Source organism: Nesterenkonia halophila (assembly GCF_009467795.1).
In the GTDB taxonomy this organism is placed as follows: Bacteria; Actinomycetota; Actinomycetes; order Actinomycetales; family Micrococcaceae; genus Nesterenkonia; species Nesterenkonia halobia.
The window spans coordinates 82,943-100,413 of sequence record NZ_WIAX01000012.1; the positions used below are offsets into that span (position 1 = coordinate 82,943).

17 protein-coding genes are annotated in these 17,471 nt (G+C 72.4%); 4 read left to right on the plus strand and 13 right to left on the minus strand.

The features are described from left to right. Entirely contained in the window at positions 1-870 is an 870-nt protein-coding gene (gene ctaC, locus GCL72_RS05990; protein WP_153143804.1) for an aa3-type cytochrome oxidase subunit II, read from the minus strand. Positions 871-1,303: 433 nt separating this feature from the next. Continuing rightward, complete coding sequence (locus GCL72_RS05995) at positions 1,304-1,687, minus strand: HesB/IscA family protein (RefSeq protein WP_153143805.1); 384 nt, start codon at positions 1,685-1,687, stop codon at positions 1,304-1,306. Between the two features lie 231 nt (positions 1,688-1,918). On the opposite strand from GCL72_RS05995, the gene GCL72_RS06000 reads away from it, so the two are divergent. Continuing rightward, entirely contained in the window at positions 1,919-2,551 is a 633-nt protein-coding gene (locus GCL72_RS06000) for a DUF3043 domain-containing protein (RefSeq protein ID WP_153143806.1), read from the plus strand. On the opposite strand, the gene GCL72_RS06005 is transcribed toward GCL72_RS06000, so the two are convergent. Continuing rightward, positions 2,526-3,680 (minus strand): quinone-dependent dihydroorotate dehydrogenase, encoded by a 1,155-nt coding sequence (locus GCL72_RS06005; protein ID WP_153143807.1) that lies wholly within the window; start codon positions 3,678-3,680, stop codon positions 2,526-2,528. The genes GCL72_RS06000 and GCL72_RS06005 overlap by 26 nt on opposite strands. Positions 3,681-3,773: 93 nt before the next feature. Between GCL72_RS06005 and GCL72_RS06010 the strand changes: the two genes are divergently transcribed. After that, a complete protein-coding gene (locus tag GCL72_RS06010) occupies positions 3,774-4,922 on the plus strand; it encodes an alpha/beta hydrolase (RefSeq protein ID WP_153143808.1) in 1,149 nt (382 codons plus the stop codon). Here the strand turns inward: GCL72_RS06010 and GCL72_RS06015 are convergent. The 10 genes from GCL72_RS06015 to hrcA all read right to left on the minus strand — a co-directional run bounded on the left by GCL72_RS06015 (position 4,823) and on the right by hrcA (position 15,710). Further along, positions 4,823-5,713, minus strand: coding sequence for an isoprenyl transferase (locus tag GCL72_RS06015; protein WP_153143809.1), 891 nt, complete (start codon positions 5,711-5,713; stop codon positions 4,823-4,825). The genes GCL72_RS06010 and GCL72_RS06015 overlap by 100 nt on opposite strands. Before the next feature lie 105 nt (positions 5,714-5,818). Beyond that, positions 5,819-6,556 carry a DNA repair protein RecO gene (gene recO, locus GCL72_RS06020; protein WP_153143810.1) on the minus strand — a complete coding sequence of 246 codons (738 nt, stop codon included), beginning with the start codon at positions 6,554-6,556 and terminating at the stop codon, positions 5,819-5,821. Between the two features lie 123 nt (positions 6,557-6,679). Continuing rightward, entirely contained in the window at positions 6,680-8,452 is a 1,773-nt protein-coding gene (gene leuA / locus GCL72_RS06025; protein WP_153143811.1) for a 2-isopropylmalate synthase, read from the minus strand. 298 nt (positions 8,453-8,750) lie between these two features. After that, entirely contained in the window at positions 8,751-9,707 is a 957-nt protein-coding gene (gene era, locus GCL72_RS06030) for a GTPase Era (protein WP_153143963.1), read from the minus strand. 26 nt (positions 9,708-9,733) lie between these two features. Further along, a complete protein-coding gene (locus GCL72_RS06035) occupies positions 9,734-11,149 on the minus strand; it encodes a hemolysin family protein (protein ID WP_153143812.1) in 1,416 nt (471 codons plus the stop codon). Beyond that, positions 11,146-11,580, minus strand: coding sequence for an rRNA maturation RNase YbeY (ybeY, locus tag GCL72_RS06040; RefSeq protein WP_246161064.1), 435 nt, complete (start codon positions 11,578-11,580; stop codon positions 11,146-11,148). Before ybeY ends, GCL72_RS06035 begins: the two co-directional genes overlap by 4 nt. A 77-nt stretch (positions 11,581-11,657) precedes the next feature. Beyond that, positions 11,658-12,722 carry a PhoH family protein gene (locus GCL72_RS06045; RefSeq protein ID WP_153143814.1) on the minus strand — a complete coding sequence of 355 codons (1,065 nt, stop codon included), beginning with the start codon at positions 12,720-12,722 and terminating at the stop codon, positions 11,658-11,660. Positions 12,723-12,732: 10 nt separating this feature from the next. Continuing rightward, complete coding sequence (locus GCL72_RS06050) at positions 12,733-13,569, minus strand: 16S rRNA (uracil(1498)-N(3))-methyltransferase (RefSeq protein WP_153143815.1); 837 nt, start codon at positions 13,567-13,569, stop codon at positions 12,733-12,735. Then, positions 13,566-14,690, minus strand: a complete 1,125-nt coding sequence (gene dnaJ / locus GCL72_RS06055) for a molecular chaperone DnaJ (RefSeq protein WP_153143816.1) — start codon at positions 14,688-14,690, stop codon at positions 13,566-13,568. The genes GCL72_RS06050 and dnaJ overlap by 4 nt, the downstream gene beginning before the upstream one ends. Positions 14,691-14,693: 3 nt before the next feature. Further along, positions 14,694-15,710, minus strand: coding sequence for a heat-inducible transcriptional repressor HrcA (gene hrcA / locus GCL72_RS06060; protein ID WP_153143817.1), 1,017 nt, complete (start codon positions 15,708-15,710; stop codon positions 14,694-14,696). Positions 15,711-15,946: 236 nt separating this feature from the next. Between hrcA and GCL72_RS06065 the strand changes: the two genes are divergently transcribed. Further along, positions 15,947-16,834 carry a DUF3097 family protein gene (locus GCL72_RS06065; RefSeq protein WP_153143818.1) on the plus strand — a complete coding sequence of 296 codons (888 nt, stop codon included), beginning with the start codon at positions 15,947-15,949 and terminating at the stop codon, positions 16,832-16,834. 216 nt (positions 16,835-17,050) lie between these two features. Then, positions 17,051-17,470 (plus strand): DUF4870 domain-containing protein, encoded by a 420-nt coding sequence (locus tag GCL72_RS06070; protein ID WP_211364985.1) that lies wholly within the window; start codon positions 17,051-17,053, stop codon positions 17,468-17,470. Position 17,471 lies beyond the last annotated feature (1 nt).

Here is a 17,471-nt window from a genome sequence, read left to right on the forward strand (position 1 = left end):
TCAGTCCCCCTCGGTCGCGGTCACGTCGTCGTGACGGTTGGTGTTGCGATCGTACTCGTCGCCGAGGTGGCCCTCGGGCAGGGTCTCGAGGTACTCGCGGAACTCGTCCTCCTCGACGACCTCCACGTTGAACAGCATCTCCGAGTGGTACTCGCCGCAGAGCTCGGCGCACTTGCCGTCGAAGCTGCCGACCTCCTGCGGGGTCAGGTGGATCTCATTGGTGCGGCCGGGCACCATGTCCCGCTTCTGCAGGAACGCCGGGATCCAGAACGAGTGGACGACGTCGCGGGAGTTCAGCTGGAACTCCACCGGCTCGTCGACCGGCAGGTAGAGCGTGGGCAGGTCCTCCTGCGCGCCCGACTCGCCGTCGAGCTGGCCCTGGACGCCGACCGAGTAGCGCTGCTCGCCGTCGTACTCATAGTTGAAGTCCCAGGACCACTGCTTGCCGCGGACGTCGACGACGAGCGAGGGCTCCTCCTCGTCCGAGTCGACCGAGCGCTGCACCTGGTCGGTGTAGAAGAAGAGCACCCCGACCATGACCAGCGGCACGATCGTGTACATGATCTCCAGCGGGATGTTGTACGCCAGCTGGCGGGGGTAGCCGGAATCGCCCTTGCGGCGACGATAGGCCACCATGCACCACAGCATGAGGCCCCAGGTCAGCAGACCCACCGCCAGAGCGGCAATCCAGGAGTTGACCCACAGATCAGTCAGTTCAGCAGTATTGCTGGTGGTCTCCCGGCTTCCGGGCAGCCAGCCGCGCTGGACCTGCTCCGAACAGCCCGTCAGCACCAGTGCCGCCGCGCTGGCCAGTGCGATGCCCTTCACTGCGCGCTGGCCTCGGCTGCCGGTTCGTCTCTCCGAACTCACAGACGGCCCTTCCTCTTCCTCGGTGTGCGAACGTGCTCGACACGTGATGGGGCCGCCCCTCCCCCGCCTCGGCGGGGCAGGGCCGTCGACCCGGGCGGGTGCTCGGCAGCACCCGGCGAGCCGCGGCACGGAACGACCTTGGACGCTTCGACCACAAGATTACTACCAACTGTAGTAGTTCGCCGCCCCCGGCGGTCCGCTGTGACACGGTGTGATCCGCGGAGGAGCCCGGGTGACCTGGATCGACGGCGGCCGCCTCGGGCGCCGACGTCACCCGACCGCCGCGCCGCGGCGCGGCGGGACAGGGGCCGGACGCACTGAGGCTCCGCCCGTCCGGCGCGCCACCTCGGTGACGGCCGGTCGGACGGAGCCTCAGCAGCGTGCGGATGTGGGAAGGATCTCCCGCCCGCTCCCTCCGCAGATCAGCGGATGATCAGTGGAACGAATCGCCGCAGGCGCAGGAGCCTCCGGCGTTGGGGTTGTCGATCGTGAAGCCCTGCTTGGAGATCGAGTCCTCGAAGTCGATGGTCGCGCCCTCGAGGTAGGGGGTGCTCATCTTGTCGACGATGACCTCCACCCCCTGGAAGGAACGCAGCGCGTCGCCGTCGAGCACCCGCTCGTCGAAGTACAGCTGGTAGATCAGGCCCGAGCAGCCGCCGGGCTGCACGGCGACGCGCAGGCGCAGGTCCTGGCGGCCCTCCTGCTCCAGCAGCGAGCCGACCTTCTCGGCGGCCGCGTCGGTCAGCTCGACCTGGTGGACGGGGCGGCCCTCGACCGCGCCGGGGGTCTCTGCAACTTCCTGGGTGGGCGTGCTCATCGCGTGCACCTCTCTCGTGAGGAACGTCAGTGCTGGTCATGCCGATCGGCCCCGGCCCTCGCCGGAGCCCGGCGATCGGCGCAGCACTGGTCAGTGCTGGTCCGGACGATGCGGACGGACGGATCGACCGGGAGAGGCCGGACCGCCCGAGGCGTCGGACACCTCGCATGCCCGTCCTCTTCACCGTACCAACCCGACGGCGCCCCGGTTCATTCCCGCTACACTGGCGGGGTGTTCAGACGACAGAAGACGCAGACCGACCAGCATGCCCGGGACCGCGACGCCGACGCCGCCGGTCACGACGCCGCGCCGGCCGACGACGGCGCCGACGCGCCCCGGAAGCCCCAACCCAAGGGCCACCCGACCCCGAAGCGCCGCGACCAGGTGGCGGCGCGGAAGCAGCCGCTCGTCGCCGGCAGCCGCGCGGAGAAGCAGGCGGCCAAGCAGGCCCAGCGCGAGAAGATGCGCGAGCTGCGCGCCAAGCAGCGCGAGGCGATGGAGACCGGCGACGAGCGCTATCTGCCCGAGCGCGACCGCGGGGCCCAGCGCCGCTTCGTGCGCGACTGGGTCGACGCGCGCACCGGCATCGCCGAGTGGATGCTCGTCGTGGTGATCGTCTTCCTGTTCATCTCGCTGATCGTCGCCGAGCAGCTGCGCATGCTGATGTCCGGCGTGCTCTGGGCGATGGTGCTGGTGGTCCTCGTCGAGGCCTTCTTCGTCGCCCGCGCCGCACGCCGCCGCGTGGCGGAGAAGTTCGGGGAGCCCGAGCGCGGCATCCGCTTCTACGCGATCATGCGCACGCTGCAGATCCGCCGGCTGCGCCTGCCGAAGCCGCAGGTCAAGCGCGGCGAGCACCCGAGCTGACGCGCCGGGCGGCCAGCCCGCGGTTGATCCTCCGGACCCACAGCGGCCCCTCGTAGATGAAGGCGCTGTAGCCCTGCACCAGGTCTGCGCCCAGCTGCAGACGACGGTCGACGTCGGCGGCGTCGACCACGCCGCCGACGGAGATCACGGCGGCCTGCGCCGGCAGCCGCCGACGCAGGCGGACCAGCACCTCCTCGGCGCGGGCGGCCAGCACCGGACCGCTCAGCCCGCCTGCGCCGGCGTCCTCCACCTGCGCGGCGGAGGTGTGCAGCCCGTCGCGGGAGATCGTGGTGTTGGTGGCGATCACGCCGTCGAGCCCCAGGTCCGCGACCAGATCCGCCACGGCGTCGACGTCGGCGTCGGCGAGGTCGGGGGCGATCTTCACCAGCAGCGGCGCCCGGGCCCCGGCCGCTTCCTCCGTTGCCGCGTCGGCGGCCTCGCGCACCGCCTGCAGCAGCGGCCGCAGCGACTCGATGTCCTGCAGCTGCCGCAGACCCGGGGTGTTGGGCGAGGAGACGTTGACGACCAGGTAGTCCGCCCAGGGCGCGAGCTGGCGCGCGGAGAATCGGTAGTCCTCCACCGCCTCCTCCAGCGGCGTGGCCTTGGTCTTGCCGATGTTCACTCCGATGACCGGCACATGGCGTCCGGCCGCGCGCAGCCGCTCGGCGCGCCGGCGCATCGCCTGCAGCCGGCTCCGCACCTCGACCGCGCCGTCGTTGTTGAAGCCCATGCGGTTGATCAGCGCGCGATCGGCGACCAGCCGCGCCAACCGCGGTCGCGGGTTCCCCGGCTGGGCCTGGGCCGTGACCGTGCCGATCTCGATGTGGCCGAAGCCCAGCGCCGCCAGCGGGAGCACCGCCGCGGCCCCCTTGTCGAAGCCGGCGGCCAGGCCGAAGGGAGAGGGCCATTCGCGGCCCAGCGCCCGGGTCCGCAGACTCGGCGCGGGCCGGGTGAGCCGCGCGAGGGCGGCCGAGGCGCCGAGACGGTCCGCCAGCCGCAGCCCGGCGACCACCAGCCGGTGGGCGTCCTCGGGATCCATCCGGGACAGGACGGTGCGGAAGAGCCGCGAATAGAGCGGAGCCGCGGAGCGGGCGTCCGCGCGGGAGGAGGTGGGGCGCGCTGTCGGCATGGCACCATCCTAAGCGTCCGCAGTGCCGGGGCCGTCGACACCGCCCCCGCGTCGTCCGGCATCCTCCGACGGGCGGCCCGATAGCATGCCGTCATGGACGTCTCCGCCGACGACCCCTGCCGCCGCGCCGCGGCCTCCGCGCTCGACGACGCCCTGCTCGACGACACCCCGCCGGGCGCGTGGGTCTCCGACGTGCTGGACGGCTGCTCCCGCCGGACGCTGCCGCTGGCCGACGACGGCGCCGGTCCGGCCGCGGCCACGCTGGTGCGGCTGGACGAGGAGCCGGGCCGCGCTCCGGGTTCCCGGCACGACGCCGCCGCCGTGGCCGCCGCCCCGGTGCTGCACGTGCACGGCTGGTCGGACTACTTCTACAACCTGCCCCTGGCCCGCCGGCTCAGTGCGGCGGGACGGCGCTTCTACGCCCTGGACCTGCGGCGCTACGGCCGCAGCCTGCGCCCCTGGCAGACCCCGGGTTACGTCGACGACCTGGCCCGGTACGACGAGGAGCTCGACGCGGCGCTGGCGATCATCGCCGAGGAGAACCCCGGGGCTCCGACACCGGTGATCCACGCGCACTCCACCGGCGGGCTCGTCGTCGCACTGTGGAGCCACCGGCACCCCGGCCGCACCTCGGCCCTGGTGCTCAACAGCCCCTGGCTGGAGATGCCCGGCGACGCCCCGGCGCGCACCGCGGTCGAGGCGCTGGCGGCCCCGCTGACCCGTCTGGATCCCGACCGGCCGCTCTCGCTCCCCCGGCTGGACCACTATTGGCGCTCGCTCTCCGTCGAGGCGCGCGGCGAATGGCGGCTGCATCCGCGCTGGCGCCCGCGGAAGTCGTTCCCGATGGCGCCGGGGTGGATGCGCGCCGTCGTCGCCGGACACCGGGCGGTGGCCGCGGGCCTGGACATCACCGTGCCGGTGCTGGTCCTGCTCTCCGAGAAGACCCGCTACCAGCGACGCTGGAGCGAGGAGCTGACCACCTCCGACGCCGTGCTCGACGTCGAGGTGCTGGCCCGCCGCGCCGTCCGGCTCGGTCCGCAGGTCACCGTGACGCGGATCGAGGGGGCGCTGCACGACGTCTTCGCCTCGCGGGCGCCGGTCCGCCGGACGGCGCTGGACGCGATGCTGCGCTGGCTGAGCGCCTACGGCCCGGAGGCGCCGGCGCCAGCGGCGCCGCCGGAGGACGCCGACGTCCCCTGTGTCGACTCCCCCTCCTGCGGCGAGGAGGCCCCGGGCACCTGATCCACGGCGCCGCCGTAGCGGCGGTCGCGGCGGGCGTAGATGTCCAGCGCGCGCCACAGCGTGGTGCGATCGACGTCCGGCCAGAGCACGTCGAGGAAGACCATCTCGGCGTAGGCCGACTGCCAGAGCAGGAAGTTGGAGATCCGCTGCTCGCCAGAGCTGCGCAGGAAGAGGTCGACGTCGGGCAGGTCGGGCTCGTCGAGATGCGCGGCCAGCGTGGACTCGCGGATCCGCTCGGGGTCCAGCCGGCCGTCGGCGGCCTTGCGGGCGATCTCCCGGGCCGCGTCGGTGATCTCGGCCCGGCCGCCGTAGTTGACGCACATCGTCAGCGTGCAGCGGTCGTTGTCCTTGGTCAGCTCCTCGGCCGCCTCGAGCTCGCGGATCACCGACTTCCACAGCCGCGGGCGCCGGCCGTTCCAGCGCACGCGCACTCCCCAGGAGTGCAGCACCTGGGCCTGGTGCCGGATCACGTCCCGCGAATAGCCCATCAGGAAGCGGACCTCCTGCGGAGAGCGCTTCCAGTTCTCGGTGGAGAAGCCGAAGACGCTGACATGCGACACACCGGCCTCCACAGCGCCGGCGATCACCTCCATCAGCGCCTGCTCGCCGGCCCGGTGGCCCTCGGTCCGCGGCAGTCCGCGCTGGTTTGCCCAGCGGCCGTTGCCGTCCATGACGATCGCGACGTGGCCGGGGATCAGCTCGGCGGGGAGCCGCGGCGGCGTCGCGCCGTCGGCGTGCGGCCACGGGTCCGCATAGCTGCGGACGGTCGAGGATGATGCCATGGCGACCATTATGGCGCGTGTCCGCGGCCGGCGGGCACAGCGACGCGTCAGCCCGGCGAGGCCCGAGCCCGCAGAGATCTTCAGCTCAGCGAGGTGTTCAGCCCAGCGAGGTGTTCAGCCCAGCGAGACGAGCCGGCGCTCCAGATGGTGCTGCAGATGGGCGACGACGACCTCGCCGGCGTCGTGGCGGCTCGTCGCGTCGACGGCCCGGGTGCTCTCCCAGTCGCCGGCCTGCAGCGCCGCCAGCAGCTCGACGACGGTCCGGGAGGTGCTCAGCGCCCCCGGGGCGCGGCAGTCGCCGCACAGCGGGCCGCCCCACGCCGGGTGGAAGCTCTCCTGCGGGCCGGGACGCCCGCAGGAGGCGCAGGCCTCCCAGGAGATCCCCCATCCGGCCAGGCCCATCGCCCGCAGCAGATGGGAGTGCAGCACCAGGTCCGGCGGATGCACCGAGCGGGCCAGCGCCGAGAGAGCCCCGTGGAGCAGGGCGAACTGCGCTGCGGTGCCGTCGGCGTCGGCGTCGGTGAGTCGCTCGGCCGCCTCGGCCATGATGGCCGCCGCCCGGTACTTGTCGTAGTCGGCGACGATCTGCGAGCCGTAGGTCCCGCGCGAGACGGCCTGGGTGATCAGGTCCAGGCTCCGGCCGTGGACGAGCTGCACGTCGGCGACCATGAAGGGTTCGAGGGTGGCGCCGAACTTCGACGACGTCCGCCGCACACCCTTGGCGACGGCGCGCACCAGCCCGTTGCCGCGGGTGAGCAGGGTGATGATGCGGTCTGCCTCGCCGAGCTGCTGGGTGCGCAGCACGACGGCGGCGTCCCGATAGCTGCGCGAGGCGAAGGTCGATCCGGACACCGCCCCAGTCTACTCCCGACTCCGCCCGCATCCGCCCGCCTCCCTCGCCCCGCTCCCCGTCCCGGAGGCCGCGCTGCGGCCGGCGCGGCCTCCGGGACGACGGAGCGCGCGGGGCGGAAGGGCTCAGCCGGCGGCGTCCTCCGGGTGCTCGATGCTGCGGACGGCGCGATTGACCGCCGAGACCACGGCCTTCAGCGAGGCGGTGGTGGTGTTGTGGTCGATGCCCACGCCCCAGAGCACCCGCTCGCCGATGGCGCATTCGACGAAGGCCGCCGCCTGGGCGTCGCCGCCCTGGCTCATCGCGTGCTCGCTGTAGTCCAGCACGCGGACGTCGACGCCGTCGCGGGCCAGGATCGCCAGCAGCGAGGCCACCGGACCGTTGCCCTCGGCATGCTCCGTCGTCCGGGACCCGCCGGCCTCGAGCTCGACCTCCATGGAGAAGCCGCCGTCGGCGGTGGAGGCCGTCTGCACCTGGCCCAGCCGGTAGTAGCCCCACTGATGCGAGGCGCTGTCCACCGGCAGGTACTCGTCGCGGAAGATCTGCCAGATCTCGTCGCCGGAGACCTCGCCGCCGCCGTCGTCGGCGCGATGCTGGACCACGGCGGAGAACTCCACCTGCGCCCGGCGGGGCAGGTCGATGCCGTGGTCGCTGTTGAGCAGGTAGGCCACGCCGCCCTTGCCCGACTGCGAGTTGACCCGGATGACGGCCTCATAGCTGCGCCCGATGTCCTTCGGGTCGATCGGCAGATACGGCACCGCCCAGGTGGTGTCGGCGACGGCGACGCCCTGCTCCGCCGCACGACGCTCGAGGTGGTCGAAGCCCTTCTTGATGGCGTCCTGGTGGGAGCCGGAGAAGGCGGTGAAGACGAGATCGCCGGCGTAGGGCGACCGCTCCTCCACCGGCATCTGGTTGCAGTGCTCGGCGATCCGCCGGATGCGGGCCATGTCGCGGAAGTCGATCTGCGGGTCCACGCCCTGGCTGAACAGGTTCATCCCGAGGGTGATCAGGTCGACGTTGCCGGTACGCTCTCCGTTGCCGAAGAGGCAGCCCTCGATGCGGTCTGCACCGGCCATGTAGCCCAGCTCGGCGGCGGCGACGCCGGTGCCGCGGTCGTTGTGCGGATGCAGCGAGAGGATGATCGACTCCCGGTTGCGCAGGTTCCGGTGCATCCACTCGATGGAGTCCGCGTAGACGTCGGGCGTGGCCATCTCCACCGTCGCCGGCAGGTTGACGATGACCTTCTGCTCCGGAGTGCCGCCCAGGATGTCGACCACCTCGTCGGAGATGCGGGCGGCGAAGTCCAGCTCGGTGCCGGTGAAGGACTCCGGCGAGTACTGGTAGACGATCTCGGTGTCGACGGCGGAGCCGGCCAGCATCTGCTCCTGATGCTTCAGGCAGAGCCGGGCGCCCTGGGCGGCGATGTCGGCGATGCCGTCCTGGTCGAGGCCGAAGACGACCTCGCGCTGCAGCACCGAGGTGGAGTTGTACAGATGCACGATCGCCCGCGGCGCGCCCTGCAGCGCGGCGAAGGTACGCTCGATGAGGTGCTCGCGGGCCTGCGTGAGCACTTGGATGTAGACGTCGTCGGGGATCTTGTCGCCCTCGATGAGCTGGCGGACGAAGTCGAAGTCGGTCTGCGAGGCCGCCGGGAAGCCGACCTCGATCTCCTTGTAGCCCATCTCGACCAGCAGGTCGAACATCCGGTGCTTGCGCTCCGCGGACATCGGGTCGATGAGCGCCTGGTTGCCGTCGCGCAGGTCGACGGCGCACCAGCGCGGGGCCCGGGTGATGGTCCGGCCCGGCCAGGTGCGGTCGGGCAGCTCGACGGTGATCTGCTCCTCGAAGGGCAGGTACCGGTGGAACGGCATGGGAGAGGGTTTCTGGAGCTGGCGCACGGGATCACGTCCTCGGGTCGTCGGGTGCGGGTCGTCGGACTGAGCCGGGGCGCGCCGCCTCACCGGCGGCGCGGGGACTCCGCAACGGGGACCGGCCTCAGGATGCCGCGACGACCGCCGGGAGCGGTGCGCGCGACAGCTCTTCCCCGCTGCGGCGGAGAAGCTCTAGTCGAGGCGTCGGAACGCTGAAGTGCTGCACGGCACACAACGTAGCATGCCCTCGACGGCGGCGGCACATGCCGGCCGACGCGTCCAGAGTGTGGACCGCGTGCGACGATCGGCCGACGCCTCGGATCGTTCAGAAGCCCAGCTTGCCGAGCTTCTTCGCGTCGCGCTGCCAATCCTTGGTGACTTTGACATGCAGGTCCAGGTAGACCGGGGTGCCCAGCAGCTTCGCGATGGATTCGCGGGCCTCGGTGCCGATCGCCTGCAGCCGGCGCCCGCCGCGGCCGATGATGATCGCCTTCTGCGAGTCGCGCTCGACGTGGATGCTGGCGTGGACGTCGACCAGCGGCCGGTCCTCCGGCCGGCCCTCGCGCGGGGCCATCTCGTCGACGACGACGGCGATGGAGTGCGGGAGCTCGTCGCGCACGTCCTCCAGCGCCGCCTCGCGGACGAGTTCGGCGACCATGACCGCCTCGGGCTCGTCGGTCAGATCGCCCTCCGGGTACAGCGGCGGCGAGAGCGGCAGCCGTCCGACCAGCTCGTCGGCGACCACCTCGACCTGGTCGTCGGCCGTCGCGGAGACCGGGATGATCGCGTCGAAGCCGTCGTCCTGACGGCCCCGCCCGGCCAGCCGCTCGCGGCCCAGCGCCTCGACGGCCATCAGCTGCTCGGCCAGCGCATCGCGGGCCACCCGGTCGGTCTTGGTGACCAGGGCCACCACCGGCTGGTGCGGCACCTTGGTCAGCTGCTCGGCGATGAACCGGTCGCCGGGGCCGATCGCCTCGTCCGCCGGCAGGCAGAAGCCGATGACGTCGACTTCGGAGAGGGTCTCGATCACCAGATCGTTGAGCCGCTGGCCGAGCAGCGTCCGCGGGCGGTGCAGCCCCGGGGTGTCGACCAGCACCAGCTGGGAGTCCTCGCGATGGACGATCCCGCGGACGGTGTGGCGGGTCGTCTGCGGCTTCGACGAGGTGATCGCGACCTTCTCGCCGACCAGCGCGTTGGTCAGCGTGGACTTGCCGGCGTTCGGCCGCCCGACGAAGCTGGCGAAGCCGGCACGATGGTTCTCATCGTGCTCGGCGAAGCGCACGGTCCGGGGATCGCTCTGGGGATCGCTCACTGCTGCTCCTGCTGCTCGTCGGTGCGGGGCTCGTCGGTGCTGCGGCCGTCGGCGTCGGCATCGGACGGACGCTCCATGGTCTCACGCTTCTCTCCGGAGGGGGCCGGGACGGCGAGCACATGGCTGATGCGGTTCCGCCGGCCGGAGAGTCCGTCGGCGCGCACCAGCACGCCGCGGATCTCGGCCTCGGAGCCGACGATCGGCACCTGCCCCAGCGCCTTGGCGAGCAGACCGCCGACAGTGTCGACGTCCTCCTCGTCGTCGAGGTCGATCCCGTGGAGCGCGGCGAAGTCGTCGACGCTCATCCGGGCCGAGAGCCGGCGCCGCCCGTCGCCGAGCTCCTCGACGTCGGCGGTCTCGACGTCGTACTCGTCGACGATGTCGCCGACGATCTCCTCGATGAGGTCCTCCAGCGTCACCAGCCCGGCGGTCCCGCCGTACTCGTCGGCGACCACGGCGACATGCGTGGACTCGCGCTGCAGCTCGGGCAGCAGCGCCGAGACGCGCTGGGACTCGGGCACGAAGCGCGCCTCGCGCTGGACCTCGGCGGCGACGATGCCCGCGGGGTCCCGCTCGGCGAAGGCCGCCGGCGGCTCCCCGGCGTGCAGCCGGTGCTCCAGGAAGGCGACGTCCTTCAGATAGATCATGCCGGTCACCGCATCCGCCGAGCCCTCGATGACGGGCGCCCGGGAGCAGCCGGAACGCAGGAAGATCGACATCACCTCCCCCAGCGTCGCCGTCGCGGAGACCGAGACGATGTCGGGGCGCGGGACCATCACCGCGCGCACCCGGGTCTCCGAGAGGTCGAAGACCGACTGGATCAGCTCGGCCTCGGCGTCCTCGATGACGTCGCCCTCCGACGCGCGCACCACGGCATCGCGCAGCTCCTCGTCGTCGAAGAAGCCCTGGTCCGGGCCGCCGGTGCCGGGCACCAGTCGCGTGCCCCCGGCGATGAGCAGCCTCGGGACGGGGCCCAGCACCGTGCGCAGCCCGCGCACCAGCCGCGCGGTGTGCGCGGCGACCAGCAGGTGGTGCTGTCGGCCCACCCGGCGCGGCGAGAGCGTGGCGAGCCCGATCCCGCCCAGCACCAGCAGGCCGGCCGCGGCGAGGCCTCCGGCCAGCAGTCCGCCGGCGAGCCGTACGGCCGCCAGAGTCACCAGCAGCACGGCGACCGCCGCCCCGAGCCAGCGCCAGAGCTGCAGCGCGACAGTGTGCGGGACCGGGTCGTCCAGGATGCGGGCCACCGCGCTCGAGCCGTGCTTCTGCGCGGCCTCCTCGGCCTCGCGGCGGCTCAGCCGCATGAACGCGGACTCCGCCGTGGACAGCACGACGGCGGCCAGCGCGCAGAGCGCGGCGAGCACCAGCAGCCCCATCGGCAGCATCGGCCCGTCGCCCAGGGATCCCTCGCTCATGCGTGAGTTCCGGTGGTCGGCGTCGGGGCCGGGCGGCCGAGGAAGCCGCTCAGAAGCTCGGTCTGCAGGGCGAACATCCGCCGCCGCTCCTCCTCCTCGGCGTGGTCGTGGCCGAGCAGATGCAGCATCCCGTGCACGGCCAGCAGAGCGAGCTCGTCGTCGGTGCCGTGGCCGGCCTCGGCGGCCTGACGCGTGGCGACCTCGGGGCTGATCACCACGTCGCCGAGCGTCCCTGCGACGACGGGCTCCTCCACCGTGCCGGCGCGCAGCTCGTCCATCGGGAAGCTCATCACGTCGGTGGTGCCGGGCAGATCCAGCCAGTCCTCGTGCAGGGCGGTCATCTGCTCGTCGTCGATCAGCGTGATCACGACCTCGACGGCGGCGCCCAGGTGGAGGCGCTCCAGCACGTGGGCGGCGAGCCGGCGGAGCATCTCCGGGGACCCGGCCGCGACGCGGTCGGAGCCGGAGACGTCCTCCACGACGACGCCGGAAGTCTCGGCGGCGTCGGTCATCGCGACTCCCCCGCCCCGGCGGAGCGGCGCTGCTGCCGGTCCTGATGCGCCTCGTAAGCGTCGACGATGCGCCCGACCAGCTGGTGGCGGACGACGTCGTCGGAGGTCAGCCGGGTGATCGTCACATCCTCGACGTCGGCGAGGATGTCCAGCACCGTGCGCAGCCCGGAGTCGGTGCCTCCGGGCAGGTCGACCTGGGTGATATCGCCGGTGACCACGATCTTGGAGTTGAAGCCCAGCCGGGTCAGGAACATCTTCATCTGCTCGGCGGTGGTGTTCTGCGCCTCGTCGAGGATGATGAAAGAATCGTTGAGCGTACGACCGCGCATATAGGCCAGCGGAGCGACCTCAATGATCCCCGACTCCATCAGATGCGGGATCGACTCGGCGTCGAGCATGTCGTGCAGCGCGTCGTAGAGCGGACGCAGGTACGGATCGATCTTGTCGTTGAGGCTGCCCGGGAGGAAGCCCAGCCGCTCGCCGGCCTCGACGGCCGGGCGGGTCAGGATGATCCGATTGATCTCCCCGGCCTGCAGGGCCCGGACGGCCTTGGCCATGGCCAGATAGGTCTTGCCGGTGCCGGCCGGCCCGATGCCGAAGACCACGGTGGAGGTGTCGATGTCCTCCACGTAGGCCTGCTGGTTGGCGGTCTTGGGGCGGATGGTCCGACCGCGGTGGGAGAGCACATCGGTGCTGACCATCCGCGCGGAGTCGGCGGCCTGGTCGGCCCGGACCATGGTGGCCACCCGCTCGATGAGCTCCTCGGTGGCCGTCGTCCCCGAGACCGCCAGCGTCTTGAGCTGCGTCAGGATCTCGACGATCTGCTCGACCTCGCGCGCCGGACCGGCGGCGGTCAGCCGCTGGTCGCGCACGCCGATCGAGCTGGCCGGGCTGATGCCCTGCAGGATGCGCACCGCCAGGTCCTGCGGGCCCAGCGCGCGGAACATGATGTCGGGGTCGGCGAAGTGCACAGTGCGCTCGATGCTGCCCACCGGGGCCGAGGCGGCCCCCTTGGCCAGCCCGGAGGTCGCCTCGGGCGGAGTCTGCGGTGTCTCTGTCATCGCCGCCAGTCTACTGGCCGTCGGCGCCGGGGCGGTCCCAGCGTCCCAGCAGCACCTGCACCGCCGTCAGCGCGGCCGGCCCGGCGGTCGACGAGCGCAGCACCGTCGGGCCCAGGCGCGCCGGCCCGGCCCCGGCCTCGGCCAGCCGGGAGATCTCGGCCTCCGAGATGCCGCCCTCCGGTCCCACGAGCAGCAGCAGCGTCTGCGGCGTCGTGCCGTCCGCGCCGTACCCGCCCGCCGTGCCCCCGGCGGCGCCCGCCGGCGGCAGCCCGAGGGAGGCCAGCGCCTCGGCGAGCGTGTGCTCCTCGGTCTCGTGGAGCACCACGGCGGCGAGGTCCGCCGAGGATGCGATGCGCTCGGCGAGCTGGGCGGTGGAGTGCAGCGCCTCGACCTCCGGGATCGCGGTCCGGCGGGTCTGCTTGGCCGCCGTGCGCACGGTGGAGACCCACTCAGCATGCTTCTTCGCCTCGCGGCCGGGCTTCCAGCGGGCCACCGAACGCTCGGCGCTCCACGGCACGATCCGCTCGACGCCGAGCTCGGTGGCCGACTCGATCGCCTGCACGTCGCGCCGGTCCTTGGCCAGCGCCTGGACCAGCACCAGCTGCGGGACCGGACGCGGCTCGACGTCGACGCGGCGGACCTCCACAGTCAGCTCGCCCGAGCCGGTCGCGGCCACCACGCCCGCGGCCCGGCGGTCGCGGGTGTCCGAGAGGACGATCTCCTCCCCCGGAGCCAGTCGCATCACGGTGGCCGCGTGGTGGCCCTCGGCGCCGTCGACCAGCACCCGGGCCCCGACCTCGACGGCGTCCAGCGCCCCCGGGGCCAGGTGGAACAGCGGAGCGGTCACAGACTGTCCCAGGCCTCGCGGAGCTTGGTGAAGACGCCGCGGTGCTCGGTGGTGGACTCGCCGGCCTCCTCGTCGCGCTCCTCGGCGAGCTCGCGGAGCAGCTCCTTCTGCCGGTCGCTGAGCTTCTGCGGGGTCTCGACCTTCAGGTGGACCTTCAGCGCCCCGCGTCCGCCGCCGCGCAGGTGCTGCACGCCGCGGTCGCGGAGGGTGAAGACCTCGCCGGACTGCGTGCCCGGCTTCACCTCGATCTGCTCCTCGCCGTCGAAGGTGTCCAGGCTGACCGTGGTGCCCAGCGCCGCGGCGGTCATCGGCACGGTGACGGTGGCGTGCAGATCGTTGCCGCGGCGGGTGAAGACCTCGTGCGCGCGCACGTCGACCTCGATGTAGAGGTCGCCGGAGGGGCCCCCGGCCAGACCGGCCTCGCCCTCGCCGGCCAGGTGGATCCGGTTGCCCTTGTCCACGCCGGCGGGGATCTTGACCTTCAGCGTGCGCCGCTCGCGCACCCGGCCCTGGCCGTCGCACTCCTGGCAGGGGTCCTCGATGATCGAGCCGAAGCCGGAGCAGCGGGCGCAGGTCTCAGTCTGCAGCACAGTGCCCAGGATCGAGCGCATCGGCCGCTGGATCTGGCCGTGGCCGCCGCAGTCGGAGCAGGTGGTCGGCGTCGAGCCCTCGCGCGTGCAGGTGCCGTCGCAGACTGAGCAGGTCACCGCCGTCTCGACCTCGACCTCCTTGGTCGTGCCGAAGGCCGCGTCCTGCAGGTCGATGCGCACGCGGATCAGCGAATCCTGGCCGCGCCGGGTGCGCGAGGCCGGGCCGCCTCCCCCGCCGCCGAAGAAGGTCTCGAAGATGTCGCCGAAGCCGCCGAAGCCGCCGCCGAAGCCTCCCCCGCCGAAGGACGGGCCGCCGCGGCCGTTCTCGTCGCCGGTGGCGTCGTAGTTCCGCCGCCTCTCCTCGTCGGAGAGCACCTCGTAGGCGCGGCCGAGGACCTTGAACTTCTCCGCAGCCTCCTCCGAGGGGTTCACGTCCGGATGCAGCTTGCGGGCCTGCTTCCGGTACGCCTTCTTGATCTCCTCCGTCGACGCGTCGCGGTCGACGCCGAGCGCCTCGTAGTAGTCAGTCACTGTTCACCCTTCAGACAGGATTCGGGAAAGATAGCGTGCCATCGCGCGCACCGCCGACATCGTCGAGCCGTAGTCCATGCGCGTGGGTCCGACGACGCCCAGCTGGGCGCCGTCGTCGGCGCCGTATTCCGCGGCGACCACCGCAGTTCCGGCGAGCGAGTCGTGGCTGGTCTCGTGGCCGATGCGCACCGAGAGACCGCGCTCGTCCTGCTTCATCTCCTCCAGCAGGCGCAGCAGCACCACCTGCTCCTCGAGGGCCTCCAGGACCGGTCCGAGCGAGGGCCCGAGGTCCTGGTCGGACCTGGCGAGGTTAGCAGTGCCCGCCATGATGATGCGATCCACCCGTCCGGACTCCAGGATCGCGGCCACTGTCTGCGCGACCACCGCCATGGCCGGCTGCAGCAACGGCTCCACCGAGCCGATGAGCCGGTCCACCGGCAGCGGCAGCGCCGTCGCCGATCGGTTGTGCAGCTGCGAGACGAGCCGACGTCCGATGACGTGCAGCGACTCCTCCTCGAGGCCCTCGGCCAGCGTGACCATCCGCTGCTCGACCTTGCCGGAGGAGAGGATCACCACGACCAGCACCTTCTGCCGGCCCATGGAGAGCACCTCGACATGGCGGATCCGCGCGGTGCTGTGCTGCGGATGCTGCAGCACCGCGACCTGATTGGTCAGCATCGCCAGCAGGCGCACCGTCTGCTCCAGCATGGCCTCGTAGTCGTCGGCGGCCTCGACCAGGGCGTCCATCGCCCGCTGCTCGGCGGGACTGAGCGGCCGGATCTCGGAGATCCGGTCGACGAAGAGCCGATAGCCCCGGTCGGTGGGGATGCGGCCGGCGGAGGTGTGCGGGGCCTCGATGAGCCCGTCGGCCTCCAGATGCGCCATGTCGTTGCGGATCGTCGCCGGCGAGACCTCCAGATTGTGCCGGTCCACCAGGGCCTTGGAGCCGACGGGCTCGTGGCTGTGGACATAGTCCTCCACGATGGCGCGCAGCACCTGCAGTCGTCGCGTGTCCGACATTGCTGCTCGGTCCTCCTCGTGGGCGGGGCTGGGTGGTCCGGGATGCCCCGGCGGGCCGGGGCGTGGCCGGTGCGGTCTCGGGCACTCTCCGTGCGCGGGCGGGGCGCGCCTCGGGCGCCCGACGGCTGGCACTCTCCGCGGGCAGGTGCTGATTCTATCGTCTCGCCCCGGCTGTTCGCCTCCCCACAGCGCGCCTCCTCCCTGGGCGAACGCGGCCTTGCTAAGGTCTGCAGACTGTGACATCCGCTGGATTCTCCGCCGACTGGTCCGCCTGGGGCCCCACGGACCTCGCCGCCCGCCGCCGCGCCCAGCAGCGCGAGATCGACGACGTGCCGGCGGACCCGGGAACAGTGGTCGAGGAGGCCGAGAGCGGCTGGGTCGGCGCCGTCGTCGGCGTCGAGGCCGCCGGCGGCGTGCAGGTGGTGAGTCTCGAGGACCGGCGCGGACGCGCCCGGGCCTTCCCGCTGGGCCACGGCTTCCTGGTCGACGGCGAACCGGTGCGGCTGGTCGCCCCGACGCCGCGGACGAGCGCCCCGGCCGCCCCCCGGCGGACCGCTTCGGGCTCAGTGGCCGTCGACGGCGCCGCCGCCCGCGTCGCCCGCGCCTCGCGCATCTGGGTCGAGGGCACGCATGACGCCGAGCTGGTCGAGAAGGTCTGGGGCGAGGACCTCCGCCTGGAGGGCGTCGTCGTCGAGCCGCTGCACGGCGCCGACGACCTGGTCGGCGCGCTGCGCGAGTTCGCCCCCGGCCCCGGTCGCCGCGTGGGCGTGCTGCTGGACCACCTGGTCTCCGGATCGAAGGAGACGCGGATCGCCGCCGAGGCCATGGCGCTCTCCGGCGCGCGCGACAACGTGCTGGTCCTCGGCCATCCGTACGTCGACGTCTGGCAGGCGGTGAAGCCGCAGCTGCTCGGGCTGGATCGCTGGCCGGACATCCCGCGCGACGTCGACATCAAGATCGGCACGCTGCGCGCGCTGGGCTGGCCGCACGCCTCCCAGCGCGACGTCGCCCACGGCTGGAAGCGCATCCTCGGCACTGTGGGCAGCTACACCGACCTGGAGCCCGCGCTGCTCGGACGGGTGGAGGAGCTCATCGACTTCGTCACCGCCGAGCCGCAGGGCTGAACGGCCCGTCCCGCGGCTGCCTGTGACTGCCCCAGACCGCCTGAGACCGTCCGGCCGGAGCCGACACGCCTCGACGCGGCGCCGCGGATGTCGGCGCGCATCCAGGCGCGGCGGCTAGAATGCGCGCCAGGGCACTGTTCGCCGTCCGTCTCCGCGGCGGCGACGCGCCCGCGACAGACCGCCGACCCGAGTGCACGTGAAGAGAGCTGAGGTGCCGTGTCACAGCCGGACAGTTCCGCCGAGCGTCCCGAGCGCTCCCGCGCCTCCGAGCATCTGCAGGGCTCCTCGCCGGCCGCCCTGCCGCTGACCCCCGCCGAGGACCGGCGCTGGGCGACGCTCGCGCACTTCGGCGGGCTGATGGGCTGCCTGCCGTCGCTGGTGATCTATCTGGTCTTCCGCGACCGCGGGCCGTTCGTGGCCCAGGAGTCGAAGGAGGCGCTGAACTTCACGCTGCCGCTGACCGTGCTTCTGCTGGCCGCCTACATGCTGGCGCTGCTGCCGCTGATCGGCTGGATCTTCGGACTGGCGGCGGTGCTGCTCTGGGTCGTGATGACGCTGGCCGGACTCATCGCCGGCATCGAGTGCAACAAGGGCCGTCCCTACCGCTATCGGCTGAACCTGCGCCTGGTGCACTGAT

What these genes read in the sequence shown, in the direction of transcription:
- hrcA (WP_153143817.1), bottom strand. Translation starts at nt 15,710, where the DNA reads ATGTCGGACACGCGACGACTGCAGGTGCTGCGCGCCATCGTGGAGGAC.
- GCL72_RS06035 (WP_153143812.1), bottom strand. Translation starts at nt 11,149, where the DNA reads ATGAGCGAGGGATCCCTGGGCGACGGGCCGATGCTGCCGATGGGGCTG.
- GCL72_RS06045 (WP_153143814.1), bottom strand. Translation starts at nt 12,722, where the DNA reads ATGACAGAGACACCGCAGACTCCGCCCGAGGCGACCTCCGGGCTGGCC.
- GCL72_RS05995 (WP_153143805.1), bottom strand. Translation starts at nt 1,687, where the DNA reads ATGAGCACGCCCACCCAGGAAGTTGCAGAGACCCCCGGCGCGGTCGAG.
- GCL72_RS06015 (WP_153143809.1), bottom strand. Translation starts at nt 5,713, where the DNA reads ATGGTCGCCATGGCATCATCCTCGACCGTCCGCAGCTATGCGGACCCG.
- ybeY (WP_246161064.1), bottom strand. Translation starts at nt 11,580, where the DNA reads ATGCTCCGCCGGCTCGCCGCCCACGTGCTGGAGCGCCTCCACCTGGGC.
- GCL72_RS06010 (WP_153143808.1), top strand. Translation starts at nt 3,774, where the DNA reads ATGGACGTCTCCGCCGACGACCCCTGCCGCCGCGCCGCGGCCTCCGCG.
- GCL72_RS06005 (WP_153143807.1), bottom strand. Translation starts at nt 3,680, where the DNA reads ATGCCGACAGCGCGCCCCACCTCCTCCCGCGCGGACGCCCGCTCCGCG.